Origin of the sequence: Dactylosporangium sp. NPDC051485 (assembly GCF_040682015.1) — a bacterium.
In the GTDB taxonomy this organism is placed as follows: domain Bacteria; phylum Actinomycetota; class Actinomycetes; order Mycobacteriales; family Micromonosporaceae; genus Dactylosporangium.
Genome location: NZ_JBFAZW010000043.1, coordinates 66,877 through 80,760, shown reverse-complemented (window position 1 = coordinate 80,760; position 13,884 = coordinate 66,877). Strand labels below are relative to the sequence as shown.

General features: G+C 69.8%; 14 protein-coding genes. 3 read left to right on the top strand and 11 right to left on the bottom strand.

All coding sequences use genetic code 11. The annotated features are described in order from the left end of the window. Positions 1-397, top strand: a 397-nt coding sequence (locus AB0M46_RS24430; protein ID WP_363339272.1) for a hypothetical protein, incomplete at its 5' end; no start/stop codon positions are given. Positions 398-576: 179 nt separating this feature from the next. Here AB0M46_RS24430 and AB0M46_RS24425 read toward each other — a convergent pair. From AB0M46_RS24425 to AB0M46_RS24405, 5 genes are all read right to left on the bottom strand, one after another. Beyond that, entirely contained in the window at positions 577-1,326 is a 750-nt protein-coding gene (locus tag AB0M46_RS24425) for a hypothetical protein (RefSeq protein ID WP_363339271.1), read from the bottom strand. 298 nt (positions 1,327-1,624) lie between these two features. Next, on the bottom strand, positions 1,625-2,602 hold the full coding sequence (locus tag AB0M46_RS24420) for an ABC transporter ATP-binding protein (protein WP_363339270.1): 978 nt from the start codon (positions 2,600-2,602) through the stop codon (positions 1,625-1,627). Positions 2,603-2,653: 51 nt separating this feature from the next. Continuing rightward, a complete protein-coding gene (nhaA, locus tag AB0M46_RS24415; protein ID WP_363339269.1) occupies positions 2,654-3,964 on the bottom strand; it encodes a Na+/H+ antiporter NhaA in 1,311 nt (436 codons plus the stop codon). A 253-nt stretch (positions 3,965-4,217) separates the two neighbouring features. After that, on the bottom strand, positions 4,218-4,556 hold the full coding sequence (locus AB0M46_RS24410; protein WP_363339275.1) for a DUF998 domain-containing protein: 339 nt from the start codon (positions 4,554-4,556) through the stop codon (positions 4,218-4,220). Positions 4,557-4,776: 220 nt separating this feature from the next. Continuing rightward, entirely contained in the window at positions 4,777-5,241 is a 465-nt protein-coding gene (locus tag AB0M46_RS24405) for a MarR family transcriptional regulator (protein ID WP_363339268.1), read from the bottom strand. Between the two features lie 85 nt (positions 5,242-5,326). On the opposite strand from AB0M46_RS24405, the gene AB0M46_RS24400 reads away from it, so the two are divergent. Together AB0M46_RS24400 and AB0M46_RS24395 are read left to right on the top strand one after the other, a co-directional pair. Next, complete coding sequence (locus tag AB0M46_RS24400; RefSeq protein WP_363339267.1) at positions 5,327-6,235, top strand: ABC transporter ATP-binding protein; 909 nt, start codon at positions 5,327-5,329, stop codon at positions 6,233-6,235. A 44-nt stretch (positions 6,236-6,279) separates the two neighbouring features. Next, positions 6,280-7,128 carry an ABC transporter permease subunit gene (locus AB0M46_RS24395; RefSeq protein WP_363339266.1) on the top strand — a complete coding sequence of 283 codons (849 nt, stop codon included), beginning with the start codon at positions 6,280-6,282 and terminating at the stop codon, positions 7,126-7,128. Here the strand turns inward: AB0M46_RS24395 and AB0M46_RS24390 are convergent. The 6 genes from AB0M46_RS24390 to AB0M46_RS24365 form a co-directional block, all read right to left on the bottom strand. After that, positions 7,036-8,298 (bottom strand): hypothetical protein, encoded by a 1,263-nt coding sequence (locus AB0M46_RS24390; protein WP_363339265.1) that lies wholly within the window; start codon positions 8,296-8,298, stop codon positions 7,036-7,038. The genes AB0M46_RS24395 and AB0M46_RS24390 overlap by 93 nt on opposite strands. A gap of 376 nt (positions 8,299-8,674) precedes the next feature. Beyond that, positions 8,675-8,881: a hypothetical protein gene (locus AB0M46_RS24385; RefSeq protein WP_363339264.1), complete on the bottom strand. Its 207-nt coding sequence runs from the start codon at positions 8,879-8,881 to the stop codon at positions 8,675-8,677. Beyond that, positions 8,878-9,690 carry an MBL fold metallo-hydrolase gene (locus AB0M46_RS24380; RefSeq protein WP_363339263.1) on the bottom strand — a complete coding sequence of 271 codons (813 nt, stop codon included), beginning with the start codon at positions 9,688-9,690 and terminating at the stop codon, positions 8,878-8,880. Before AB0M46_RS24380 ends, AB0M46_RS24385 begins: the two co-directional genes overlap by 4 nt. 33 nt (positions 9,691-9,723) lie before the next feature. Then, positions 9,724-11,487 carry a glycoside hydrolase family 3 N-terminal domain-containing protein gene (locus tag AB0M46_RS24375; protein WP_363339262.1) on the bottom strand — a complete coding sequence of 588 codons (1,764 nt, stop codon included), beginning with the start codon at positions 11,485-11,487 and terminating at the stop codon, positions 9,724-9,726. 285 nt (positions 11,488-11,772) lie between these two features. Further along, positions 11,773-12,759 (bottom strand): aldo/keto reductase, encoded by a 987-nt coding sequence (locus AB0M46_RS24370; RefSeq protein WP_363339261.1) that lies wholly within the window; start codon positions 12,757-12,759, stop codon positions 11,773-11,775. A 101-nt stretch (positions 12,760-12,860) separates the two neighbouring features. Continuing rightward, a complete protein-coding gene (locus AB0M46_RS24365) occupies positions 12,861-13,880 on the bottom strand; it encodes an alcohol dehydrogenase catalytic domain-containing protein (protein WP_363339260.1) in 1,020 nt (339 codons plus the stop codon). Between the last annotated feature and the right edge of the window lie 4 nt (positions 13,881-13,884).

Sequence of the window (13,884 nt, the reverse complement as noted above, 5' to 3'; positions counted from 1 at the left end):
ATCCGCGCGCACCTCCCGAACCCGACCTCGCCCCAACAACAAACGCGGGCTGACCGGCGTCACCAATCAGCCCGCGTTTAGCACCAGTCACCTAGACGGTGATCAGTGGCAGGTGCTCGGGTTCAGCATCGGTGGCGGCGAGAGCGAATACCACCTGCAGGTCGTCGCGACGCCCCGCGACGTGTGGGAGAAGGCCGCATCTGGTGACGGTGAGATCGAGGCGACGGAGTTCCTCGTTCATGGCATCGACCCGCTCGCGATCCTCCAGCAGATGACGCACATGTTCGACATGAAGATGCGGCGCCGCGGGCTCGACGGCCGCCAGGTGCGGATCCGGGCAGTGTCCGACATTCCCTCGGAGCTGTTCGTGGAGGAGATCTTCGGACCCCAGGAGTGACAGTTCAGCGGCGCGGCGAGAGGTCAGCAGGACATCCGTGACGCAGGCCTACGCCACAAGGAGCCCCGGCAGCGTCAGGAGCCCGAGTGCGGAACTGGGTTCCGGTACGCGGAACCGATACTTTGCGGCGCCGCAGCGGCGGTCAAGTGATCGATCTGGAAACCGGCTCTTCGGCCGGTCTATCCTCGCAGGTCGCGGTGTTGGTATCCGTATCCGCCTAACACGGTGAGCACTACTGCGATGGCGGACATGATGGCCGTTGCGGGCCAGTTCACCTCTGCCAGTGGGACTGGCGCCAGATGGGCGAATGGCGACAGGTTGATCACCCATGCTGGGGCGCTCGTGCTTTCGGCGATCGTCTGGAGCAGGAACCCGCCAGCGGCGGGCAGTGCACCGAGAGCGGCGGTCATCCGTGGCGCCCAGCCGAGGGCGAAGATCGCGGCACCGAGGCACAGTGCGGCGACCGGCAGGGTGTTGCAGGTGCCAGCCAGCGCCGCGGTGAGCCGAAGGTTGCCGCCGGTGGTGGTGATGCCGAGCCAGGTGGCGAGTGCGGCGGTGGCGGCCAGGGCGATGGCGCCGCCTGCGGCGGCGGTGGCTTCGGCGGCGAGGAGTCGGTTGCGGTGGATGGGCTGGGCGGCCAGCAGGGTGAGTCGCCGGTTGGTTTCGAGGGCGGCGAACTCGGCTAGGCGTACCGCGGTGAAGGCGCCGACGGGTACGGCGAGCAGCGCGGACAGGGTGGCGGTGTAGCCCTGGGTGGTGTTGAGGGCGGTGAATCCGGCTTGCCCTGGGAGGTCGACGAAGGTCGGGTTGTCGGTGAGGAAGCCGGTCATGGACTCGGCGATGAGGCCGATCAGCAGGAAGTAGGCGCCGATGGCGGTCGCCCAGCCCGCCAATGGTCGGATCGTGCGGCGGACGGCGAACGTCTCCACGGAGCCGAGCAGGCGCATTCTGGGGCGGCGGCCGGAAACCGCAGTGACCAGGCCACCGCCCACGTCACGCCGGGCGCCGGATCGCCGGGTTCGCGGCGAGCGCGCCAGCGGTGGCGGGGTCGGTGATCACGCTGTCGTATGTGGTGGCGACCAGCGCGGACATTCCGGCCGCGACGGCGAGGACGATGAGCGCCCCGCGTCGGATCTGCCGGGCGGCGAGCCGGGTCAGGGCCCCGCCGGGCCGGGATGGAAGCTCCGGCGTGCCAATAGGTCGGGCGCCGTGGCAGTGTCTCGGCGGTCATCGTGATGTCTCGCCGTAGTAGTCGAGGAAGATCTCCTCGATGCTCGGTTCGCGGATCGCGAGCGCGCTGACGTCGGCGGCGGCGAGGACCTTCAGGGACGGGCCGGGCGGCCCGGTCAGCGCGAACCGCAGTTGCCCGTCACCGGCGGTCTCCACGCTGTCCACGCCGGGCACGGCGGCCAGGTCAGGCAGCGGGCCGGTGTAGGTGACCGTGACGTCGGCGCGGTGCAGATGGCGCAGGCCAGCGACGGTGGCGACCTCGACGAGACGCCCGGCGCGCAGGATGCCAACACGGTCGCAGACGGCCTCGACCTCGGCGAGTTGGTGAGAGGACAGGAAGATGGTCTGGCCGCGGTCGCGAGCCTGGCGGACCGCGCGGCGGAACTCGCGTTCCATCAGCGGGTCCAGGCCGCTGGTCGGTTCGTCCAGCACCAGCAGCGGCGCGCGGGTGGCGAACGCCGCGACCAGGGCGACTTTCTGCCGGTTGCCCTGCCGGTTGCCCGTCGAATAGGCGCGGGCCGGTTTGGACAGGTCCAGGGTGAACCGGTCGACGAGTTCGGCCTGGTAGGAGCGGTCGGTGCCGGGCCCGGTGCGGGCGAGCAGTTCGAGGATCTCCGCGCCGGTCAGTTGCGGCCACAACGCCACGTCGGCCGGGACGTAGGCCACCGACCGGTGCGCGTGGGCCACGTCGGCGGCGTCCGCGCCGAAGATCCATGCCCGGCCGGCGATCGGCTTGGCCAGGCCGAGCAGCAGGCGGATGGTGGTGGATTTACCGGCGCCGTTCGGGCCGAGGAACCGAACACCTGTCCGGCGGGCACGTCCAGGGTCAGGTCGTCGAGGGCCAGCAACCGGCCATAGCGCTTGGTGAGATGCTCGGTGCGCAGCGCGGACTCGCTCATCGGGAGCCTCCGGTCGGGAGCGGCAGAATGACCGCCGACCAGACTTCCCGGCACACCGTACTCCCGAAAGCCGCATCGAGGAAAGGTAATCCTCCGCCAGGTCGGCCACCCGACGGCAGCGGCCGGTTCAGCGTTGCGGGCTGCTGGTCTGGTAGACGTCGGGCACCCCGTCGGCGTCGGTGTCTTGCTCCTCGGCGGCGCACAACCGCCGGTAGTACCGGTTGCGCACCCGTAGCACGACGGCAGCCAAGAGTGCGGCGATCACCGACCCGGCGAGGACACCGATCTTGGCGTGCTCGTCCTGGACGCTGCCGGCCCCGAACGCGAGCTCGCCGATGAGCAGCGAGACGGTGAACCCGATCCCGGCCAGCAGCGACAGGCCGAACACGTCCCACCAGCTCAGTCCGTCACCGAGCTGGGCGCGGGTGAACCGCTGCACCAGCCACGTCGCGCCCAGCACCCCCGCGCACTTGCCGACCACGAGACCGGCGACGATCCCGACGGTCACCGGATCACCGAAGGCACCACCCAACCCGCCCGCCCCGGTCACCGAGACCCCGGCGGCGAAGAACGCGAACACCGGCACCGCGAGACCCGCCGACAGCGGACGCCAACGCTGCTCGAAGTGCTCGGCCAGACCCGGACCAGCAGCGTCCGCGCGGCGTAGGACCGGCACCATGAAACCGAGCAGGACCCCGGCGACGGTCGCGTGGATACCGGAAGCGTGCACGAGCCCCCAGGTGAGCGCCGCGAGTGGCAGTAGCAGCCACCATGAGCGCACCCGCCGCCGCACCAGGAATGCGAACAGCCCCAGCGGCACGAGTGCGGCGGCGAGCGGCAGCAGGTACAGGGAGCTGGTGTAGAACACGGCGATGATCAGGATCGCGAGGAGGTCATCGACGACGGCGAGGGTGAGCAGGAACGTGCGCAACGCCGCAGGCAGGTGGGTGCTGAGCACGCCGAGGACGGCGAGCGCGAACGCGATGTCGGTCGCGGTCGGTACCGCCCATCCCGACAGGACGCCACCGGAGGCCGTGGCGTTGACCGCGACGTAGATCAGCGCCGGTACGGTCATCCCGCCGACGGCGGCGGCGACTGGCAGCGCTGCCCGGCGTGGATCGCGCAGGTCCCCGGCGACGAACTCGCGTTTCAGTTCCAGCCCTGCGACGAAGAAGAAGATCGCCAGCAGCCCGTCGGCCGCCCACTGCGCCAGGCTCAGGTCCAGATGCCAGGCGTGCGGGCCCACTTGCAGCGCACTCAGGTCCCGATAGGAGCCCGCCCACGGCGAGTTCGCCCACACCAGCGCGAGGATGGCGGCGCCGAGCAGCAGCGCTCCTCCGACCGTCTCCGTCCGCAGGATGTCACCGACCCGACGCACCTCGGGCCAACTGCCCCGGCCGAACAGATGACGGGTAGGACGGGCCGGTGATCCGGTCACGGGACTCCTTCAAACTGGGCACGACGATAACGTCGCCGACCAGGCTTCCCGGCACACCAGAACCCACCCTATCGGGAAACACCCGCCCGCCGTAGCGCCGAACACCTCGCCCAGCAGACCTAGGCATGAGGACTGCCGAGATCGACCGACTCTGTGCGGGCGCCCCGCCCCGCAGTCAGCACCCGATCTGCGCGCCTCGTTCGCCGGCTGACCCGCTAGGTGAGGCTGCGCACGCTGCGAGCCCTCCCGCGCATCACCCACGGCCTGGCCAGTACGAGGCGCGAGTATGACAATGCCGCAGCACCGTCGGCTCAGCGAGCAGCAGCAGTCCGCAAAGCACGAACGTCAGCCTGTCCAGCCAGCCGCGATCACCGAGCACGAGTTGACTGACGCCGTTGCGCCGAAGGCTGTAGCTGGACCGTGTCGCACCGTCGACCAACAGAACCAACGAGCAGCAACAGCGGGCCAACGACCCCGCAGGCGAGCAACGCAAAGCGACGGCGAGTGGTGTCGAGCATGCCAGGTCCCTCTGCCGACCAGGCTTCCCGGCGCACCTGAGTTCCGCTGCCGTATCGCACGGCCCGCCGACCACACCAGTGTTGACCGATGCCGTCGGCGGCGGCGAACACGGGCCAAGTGAACGGGTCACCGCGCCGGTCCGACTGGCCAGCTGGCGGCGCTCCCTCGGCCCACCCTGTCCGGCTGTACGCGGAGTGCGCCGGCCGCGACCGCGTCGCTGTCGTCAGGGCCGAGGGCCCGATCAGGAGGTCGCACCTCGATGCGCGGTCCGGAACCCGCTGCGACGGATGCGTTCAGGGCCCGGCACTCGCGTCGCGTTCGGTGCGCCAGCGCTCAACCAGGGCGGGAAGCTCGCGGAACATGAAGCCGTAGAAGTCGCGCATCTCGGCCAGCCGCCGCGCGGCGGGACTGTCCGCGCCTGCAGCCTTGATGCCCTGGTCGGCGGCCTCGAACATGGCCTGGACCATGCCGTTCTGCGTCGACATCAAGGTGGCCCACGCCCCCTCACGCAACCGGTAGTGCTCACGGCGGCTCCCCGGCGCCGGGACGCGTTCGATCAGCCCCACCGTCGACAGCATCTTGATCGCGCCAGACACCGAGCCGGAGCTGATACCCAACTGCTCGACCAACTCCGATGCCGTGACGCTGTCGGCGTCGCAGAACAGGAACGCCGCCATCACCCGTGCGGTCGCCTTCTGTAGGCCACCCTGCTCCAGGGTCAGAGCCAGTCGCTCAGCGACATCGATGGTGTCTGCCACGGTCGTCCCTCCGTCAGAGATCTTGACGCAATTCTAGCATCTCAGAGTCTTCAGAAATCTCTGAAGACTCTGATACGGTCCCGGCATGACGACGCCGATCGAGCTGAACGAACTCACCAAGACCTACGGTTCCCGACGCGGTCTCGCCGGACTGACCCTGACGGTGGAGCCGGGCGAGGTGTTCGGCTACCTCGGCCCCAACGGAGCGGGCAAATCCACCACCATCCGACTGCTGCTGGACCTGATCCGGCCCACCGCAGGCACCGCCCGCGTCCTGGGGATGGACCCCCGCACCGACGCGGTCGAACTGCACCGCCGCGTCGGTTACCTGGCCGGCGACTTCGTGGTGGACGGCCGGCAGACGGCCGGTGAATGCCTGCACTTTCTCGGCAAACTGCGCGACGGCGTCCCGACCGCACGGATCATCGAGCTGGCCGACCGGCTCGAACTAGACCTGAGCGCGCGGATCAAGAGCCTGTCCAAGGGCAACCGGCAGAAGGTCGGCCTGGTTCAAGCGTTCATGCACCAACCCGACCTGCTCATCCTGGACGAGCCCACCGCAGGCCTGGACCCCCTGGTGCAGCAGACCTTCCTCGACCTGGTCACCGAGGCCAAGACCGCCGGGCAGACGGTGTTCATGTCCAGCCACATCATGAGTGAGGTCGAGGCCATCGCCGACCGCGTCGCGATCATCCGCGAGGGCCGCCTGGTCGCCCTGGACACCGTCGCCGACCTCCGCGCCCGCTCGTTCCTGCGGGTACGGCTCACCTTCAGCCAGCCCGTACCGGCCGAACAGTTCGCCGCACTGCCCGGCGTCACCGACCTGACCATCGACGGCACCACCGTCACCTGTTCCATCGACGGCAGCCCCGACGCGCTGATCAAAGCCGCCGCCCGGCACACCATCACCGGACTCCACGCAGACACCCAGGACCTCGAAGAGCTCTTCCACACCTACTACACCGGCGAGCAGGCAACCGTCCGCGCTGCCTGACACGCCCACCCACGTCATATCCCGAACACGACGAACGGCAGACCATGACTACCACCACCCGGCCCACGGCCCCCACCACCACGATCCCCGGCACCTCCGCGCTCGCCCGCGCCTTCAGCGGCTCGCTGTTCACCAACACCCTGTTCAACAACCGACGCATCTTCACCGTCTGGGCCGTCGCCACCGGCCTACTGGCCATGATGTACGCCAGCTTCTACCCCCAGATCTCGGCCGACGCCATGACCAACGTGCCCGAGGCGATGCAAGGGTTCGGCTTCAACGACACCGCCACCGCCGCCGGCTACCTGCAAGGCGCCGTCTTCGGACTGCTGGTCCCACTGCTGGCCACCTTCTACGGCGCCGCCACCGGCGCCCGCATGATCTCTGCCGACGAAGAGAGCGGCTACCTGGACCTGCTGCTGGCCTACCCGCTCGGCCGCACCCGACTGCTGCTACACCGCTACGCAGCCCTGGCCACCGGCGCCACCGCGATCGCCGCCACGGTGCTCGGCGCGGTCCTCGCCGTGCGCAGCACCGCCAACCTCGACACGATCACCGTCAGCGGCTTCACCGCCCAGGCCCTCCACCTGACACTGCTGGGCCTCTGGTTCGGCGCCCTGGCCACCGCCATCGGCGCCGCCACCGGCCAAGGCCGAGCAACCGTGTTCGGCATCACCGCCGGCATCGGCGTCGCCACCTACGCCCTGCACGGCTTCGCCCCCCAGATCGGCGCCGAATGGCTGCGTTACCTCACCCCATTCCACTACTACATCGGCGGCGAGCCGCTGAGAAACGGCTTCCTACCCACCGACGCCGCCGTCCTGGCAGCCACCACGATCATCCTGCTCGCCGCAGGAGCCTGGCGACTCGGCCGCCGCGACCTCGGCCGCTGAACCCCACCGTTGCCCGGAATCGCTCAGTGTGCGTGGGGGAGTCAACTGCAGCGACCTCAACGGACAGTTCAGCTGCAGACGAACCGGATCGTGTGCCGGGCTACATGTAGAACGCGTAGCGGGTGGCGATCTGCGCGTCGGGCGGCACGTGCTTGAGGATCGCGCCGACCCGGTGCGCCGTGCGCAGGTCAGCGGATCACGTTCGTCGAGTTGGGCGTTGTTCCAGTTCATCTTGGACAGGGCCAGGACGTCGGTCGCTGCGGCGTTCAGGTCGGTCGTCGTACCGGCCGGCCGGATCAGCAGCGGCTGCGGTACGTACATGCCGGGGTAGGTCCGGAAGTACGGGATCGACCCGCGGGTGTACAGCAGCAGGGTGCGGTCGGCGAGGTGCACCGACGTGCCGCGCAGCGGTGGGAGCTGACCGGTGCGGAACAGGTGCGGGGCAGCGCGCCGCTGGATCCACAGCAGTTCCAGGTAGTCGATCTCCCGGTCGTCGACGGCGTGCTGGAATCCGGTGATCTCCGGTCCGTTGAACATCGAGGTCTTGTGCAGCACGACCCTGGCGGGCTGGTGGCCGTGGGTGCGGCGGTACTCGGCGAGCGCGTCGATGAGCAGTTTCCCGGCGTCGGCCTGGTTGAGGTGGGGTTGCCGGTCGGCCTTGGCGATCTTCGCGGTGCCGCCGCGGACCACGACTCCGTCGCCGCGCTCGTTGAACACCTGCGCGACGGCGGTGTGCAGTTCCTCGCCGTCGAGGGTCCGGTAGAAGCTGATGCCCACGTAGCAGGTGGCAAGGTCGGTGGTGTGCCGCGGCATTCGCCACGGTGTGCCGCCGGCCTTGTAGTACAGGGCGGTGTGCAGGTTCCACGCCCGTGTCGCCTCGTCTTGCAACGGTCGGGTCCGCGGGGTGTCCTTGGTCGCGCCTTCCCAGGTGTCGCGGCGCATCAGCTGCAGTGGGCAGGGCAGCCCGAGGGCGGTGGCCTTCAACAGGTCGTGGAAGTCGCGGCCGAGCTGTCCGTCGTCGAGGTCGGCATCCTCTCCGGACTCACTGCCGTCGTCGTCGACAGTGGCCGTGTTGTCGTGGTCCTGCAGCTCGTCAGGGCGGGCGCAGATGATCACGCGGGGGCGGCCGGTGTCGGCGAGGGACCGGGCGGCGTCGGCGTACACGTTCACGGCTTCCGCGATGGCCGACCCGACGTCGGCCCGGGCGAGTCTGCGTAGCTGCCGTTCGGGGATCTCGCGGACCAGGGCGTCGTCGAAGACGAGCTCGGCGCCGAAGCTGGACTCCGCGCTGAACCCGGGAAACGGCAGGTGGAGGTTTCCTGGCCGGGCTTGGCCGCCAGCGGGTCAATCGGTGAGCGGCAACGTTGCAGCCATCGCCGCAGCCCGTCGACCGCACCGGGCGGACCCACCAGCCCGACCGGAATGGTGTGCGGGGCGGTGGGCGCGTCGGCGTCGGCCGGGCCGTAGACGGCGAGGCCGTAGCGCGGGTCGATGTGCCGGTTCCCGGCCCGGAATTCCAGCTCGGGCTCGTGCAGCACGTGGGCCCTCATCCGGTGACCTCCCACAGCCCGGTGACGAGGTTCCCGCTGCCGGCGGGGGCAGGGTCCGTCGGGGGAATCCAGGCCGCTTCGTCGATGGCCGCGTCCACGTCGATACTCAGCAGATCGCCGAAAACGATCCGCTCGTCGCGGCTGGCGAACAGGGTGTCCTCGCAGAAGCTGAGGGCGCCCAGGGGTGACATCGGATCGTTCATCCGGCCGACGGCGATCGTTGCAACCGGTAGGGCTGACCGGGGGCGAGAACGTTGATCCGCTCCGGGTTCTCGACCAGGCCGAGAAGAGATTGCGGGTCACCGTTGAACGGCGGGAAGTCGGGCGCGTCGACCGATCCCCAATGGTGCAGCAGCAGCGGCGTGCTCGGGTAGGCGTTGGCCATCTGCGCAGCGCCGGCGAGTCCGAAGTGCCATTCGCTGTCGGAGAAGTCGAACAGCAGGGCGTCGGGGGCAGGCATCCGCAGGTGATGCTCAGGAATCAGGCGGGAGTCGCCGGGCGCCCAGATGGTGCCGTCGGGTGTGGTGATCCAGAATCCGCAGGCGTCCTCGGGTTGGAAGATGCGGGTGCTGGCGCCGGAGGAATCGTTCTGCCAGGCGTGATCGGCCGGCGTCACCTGCACGCGTACCGCACCGACGGTGAAGTGGTCGCCGATGTCGTGGCCGTGCGCAGGAAGCCCCTGGTCCGTCATGAGGGTGGCGACGTACCGGGTGGAGTGGTAGGCGTCGGTGACGTCGGCGAGGTCCTGACAGGTCGGGACGCTGTAGTGGTCGTTGTCGCTGTGTGTGACCAGCACGGCGTCCAGGTGCGGGACATCATCGGCGGCGACCGGCATCTCGATCATGATCGGCATGTCGAACCCCCGCAGCAGCGGGTCGATCATCATCGTCGTGCCATGGCTGTTGATCAGGAAGCCGGCCATCCCGAGCCAGCGGAGCGTCGTATCGCCGGACGGGGCGAACGCGTCGGCGCCGAACGGCTGGGTGGGTGGCGCTTTCGCCTGTCGTGGCATGGGTGGACTCCCTCGTGAAACGAGTGGGGCTGCTCAGCTGAGGATGCCATCGCCGAAGCAGAACAGCGGGTCGGCGGTGTCGTACGGGGTGTCGGTGCGGCTGTCCACGACGGCTTGCGTGGACGAGGGGAGGTCGAACGGTAGCCGGCCGCGCGCGTCGGCGTGGCCGAGCAGGACGTCGACGACGGCGTCGTCGCGGGCGCCGAACTCGACCAGCAGGGCGGCCGCGGCGGCGGCGATCTCCGGCGCGACCGCCGGCCGGTCGAGAAACAGCACGATGATCGTCGGCACCTGTCGGCAGATGGCGACGATCCGGTCGCGCTCGTGGGCCGGGAACTCCAGCGAGCCGGCGTGGAAGAACGCCTCGAACCCGCCGGGGCGAGGCTCGTAGGGCGCGTCAAGGCGTAGCACCGCCAGGTCGGCGGCGGCCGGGTCGGTAACCACCCGACCGAGGCGGGCAGCCGCAGCCGGGCCGAGGTTCTCGACGTAGACGGTGAGGCCGGTGCGCAAAGGCAGCGTGGCCGGGCCCGACGTGGCCGCGGTGAGCCGCACCATTGCCGCGCGTTGGGCAGCCTCGCCCGCGGCGACGAAGTCGGCACGGCCGACGGTGGCCACCGCACGCTCGACGTCAAGGAACGGCCGGTCGAAGAGCCCGAGCAGGAACTTCTCCTGCAGCAGGCGGCGGACCGACCGGTCGATGCGGGCCTCGCTGACCCGGCCGGAGCGGACCAGCTCGACGACCAGCTCCGGGCGGGACTCGCCGCCGAACTGGTCGCAGCCGGCGTTGATGATCCGCTGCGCCCGGTCGAGTTCACTGAACTGCTCGACGCCCCAGGCCCGGGCCGGCATCGGCTGGCCCAGGATGACGCTGTCGGAGATCAGGCCCCAGTCGGTGCACACGATGCCGTCGAAGCCCAGCTCGTCGCGGAGCAGCCCGGTGATGACGTCGGTGTTGAAGGCGAATCCGACCTCCTCCCACTCGGTACCGACCGGCATCCCGTAGTACGGCATCATCTGTGAGGTCCCGGCCGCGATCGCGGCCCGGAACGGTGCGAGGTGGTACTCGCGCTGCCCGCCGGGGTAGACCTGCTCCCGGCCGTACGCGAAGTGCGGGTCTTCGCCGTCCTGCTGCGGGCCGCCGCCCGGGAAGTGTTTCGTCATCGCGGCCACCGACGCCAGGTCCAGTTCGGCGCCCTGCAGGCCGCGGATGTAGGCGGTGACCAGGCGAGAGGTCAGGTCGGCGTCCTCGCCGAAGGTCATCCCGACGCGCGCCCACCGCGGCTCGGTGGCCAGGTCGATCTGCGGGTGCAGCGCCACCCGCAGCCCGGCGGCCAGGTACTCCTGCCGCACGATGTCGGCGTATCGCCCGACGAGGTCAGCGTCGCACAGGGCGGCCAGGCCAAGGGACTGCGGCCATTGCGAGAACGCGCCCGCGAGGGCCTCGGTTCCCGGGTTGTTGCTGAACGCATGCCGCGGATCGGTCGACAGGGTCACCGGGATACCCGGCCCGGTCGCCAGCGCCAGCTTCTGCACGCTGTTGTGCCAGGCCACCAGCGCGCGTACATCGTCCACCTGACCGGCGAGGTTGAAGTGGTTGAGCCGCAGGTCCCGGATGGCCGTCTCGGTACCCGGCCGGCCGAACGGGTTGTCGGCGGTCATGAGCCGCCCACCCGGCCCCATCGCGACGATGTCGTGGAACATCAGCCCGGCCTTGTCCTCCACCGTGAGCCGGGCCAGCAGATCCTCGACCCGGTCCGGCACACTCCTCGACGGATCCCGGTACGGCTCCACCACCATGTCTCCCGCCTTCCCGGCATCGCTCGTACAGCTGACAACTCGTGCAGGTGGCAGCATGTGCGCCGGCGACCCGGTAGAGCCGCGTCGTGGCCCCGCCGGCATCACCTTGCAGCATCGCTGAGAACGTTCAGGCACGCAGAACGATCTTGTCCTGAGGGCCGGAACGAGGGCTCCCTTGGCGGCCCGCAACAGAATCTCCTCCGCCAGCGCGGCGGGTGCCGGTGGTGCGCCGGCAACGACCTTCGAGGACCTCCGGTCCGCGCCCGACGAATGCGGTGCGAGGAGCTATTTGCCGACGAGGCCCATGTGCTGCTCGTTGTAGCGGTTGCCGTGGACCCCGATGCGGGCGGCGAGGTCGTTGAGGTCGGCGAGGTCGTCGGCGGACAGCGGTACCTGCGTCGCGGCGGCGTTCTCCTCGACCCGTTCCAGGCGGCGGGTGCCGGGGATGGGCACGATCCACGGATGCTGGGCCAGCAGCCAGGCGAGGGCGATCTGCCCGGGTGTGGCGTCCTTGGCGCGGGCCAGGGCGGTGGTGTGTTCGACCAGGGCCTGGTTGGCGGCGCGGTTGTCGGCGTCGAACCGCGGGATGCTCGCGCGGATGTCGCCGGAGGTGAACTCGGTGGCGGTGCTGACGGTGCCGGTGAGGAAGCCCTTGCCGAGCGGGCTGAACGGCACGAACCCGATGCCCAGCTCGGCGCAGGCCGGCAGAACCTCGGGTTCGGGGTCGCGGGTCCACAGCGAGTACTCGCTCTGCACCGCGGTCACCGGGTGCACGGCGTGGGCGCGGCGGATCGTGTCCGCGGCGGCCTCGGACAGGCCGAAGTGGCGCACCTTGCCGGCCTGCACGAGTTCGCCGACGGCACCGGCGACGTCCTCGATCGCTACGCTCGGGTCGACGCGGTGCTGGTAGAACACGTCGAGCGTGTCAACCCGTAGCCGGTGCAGCGACGCGTCAGCGACCCGCCTGATCTGCTCAGGGCGGCTGTCCAGGCCCACCGACTTGCCGTCCTCGATGCGCCACCCGAACTTCGTGGCGATCACGACCTGGTCGCGCAGCGGGGCGAGGGCCTCGCCGACGAGTTCTTCGTTGACGTATGGGCCGTAGACCTCGGCGGTGTCGAAGAAGGTGACGCCCCGCTCGACCGCGCCGCGCAGCACGCCGATCATGGCGTCGCGGTCGCCGGGGTTGGGTCCGTAGCTTTGGGACATGCCCATGGCGCCCAGGCCGATGGCCGAGACCCGCAGGCCCTGGCCGAGAAGTCGCGTGTGCATCACATGCTCCAGTCTTCGTGTACTCGCGGAGTGCCGAGGTTCGGTTGGGGATCGGCGTCGCGCGACCGCTGGCGTCGCGTGTCTGTGCGGCCGTGGCGTGGTCAGAGGGCGATAAGGACCTTCAGGGCTTCGCGGTTGTCCATGGCGTGGTAGGCGGCGGGGGCGTCTTCCAGCCTGACGGTGCGGTCGAAGACCTTGCCGGGGTCGACGGTGCCGTCGAGGATGCCGGGCAGCAGTTCGTCGATGTAGGCGCGTACCGGGGCCGGGCCGCCGTTGAGGGTGATGTTGCGGCCGAACAGGCTGGTGAAGCCGACCGGTGCTTCGTCGTACTGCGGGACGCCGACGCGGCTGATGACGCCGCCTGCGCGGACGATGCCGACGGCCTGATCGTAGGCGGGGCGGTGCCCGACGGCTTCCAGAACCTTCGGTGCTCCGCCGTTGGTGAGTTCCCGCACGAGTGCGACGCCTTCCTCGCCGCGCTCGGCGACGACGTCCGTCGCGCCGAACTCCCGGCCCAGGTCCGTGCGGACCTTGTGGCGGCCCATCAGGATGATGCGTTCGGCGCCGAGTTGCTTGGCCGAGAGCACGGCGAGAAGCCCGACCGCGCCGTCGCCGATGACCGCGACGGTGTCCCCGGCGATGACGTTGGCGCACCTGGCTGCGTGGTAGCCGGTGCCGTACACATCGGCCAGTGTCAGCAGCGAGGGCAGCAGCTCGGAGTCGGCACCGACGGGCAGCTTGACGAGCGTGCCGTCGGCGAGCGGTACGCGGATCAGCTCGGCCTGGGCGGCGCTGAAGAAGCCGACGTGCACGCAGGCGGTCTGCACACCGGCGCGGCAGAACTCGCAGGTGTTGTCCTGGTAGGAGAACGAGGCCACCACCCAGTCGCCGACCTTGATGGTGGTGACGTCGGCGCCGGTCTGTTCGACGATGCCGAGGAACTCGTGGCCCATCTGCTGGCCCTGCTCCTGGGCGGGCAGGTTGTGGTAGGGGTGCAGGTCGCTGCCGCAGACGCAGGCGCGCACGATACGCACGACCGCGTCGGTCGGCTGCTGGATGGCGGGATCGGCGATGGTTTCGACGCGGACGTCACCGGCGCCGTACATCAGAGTGGCACGCATGAAG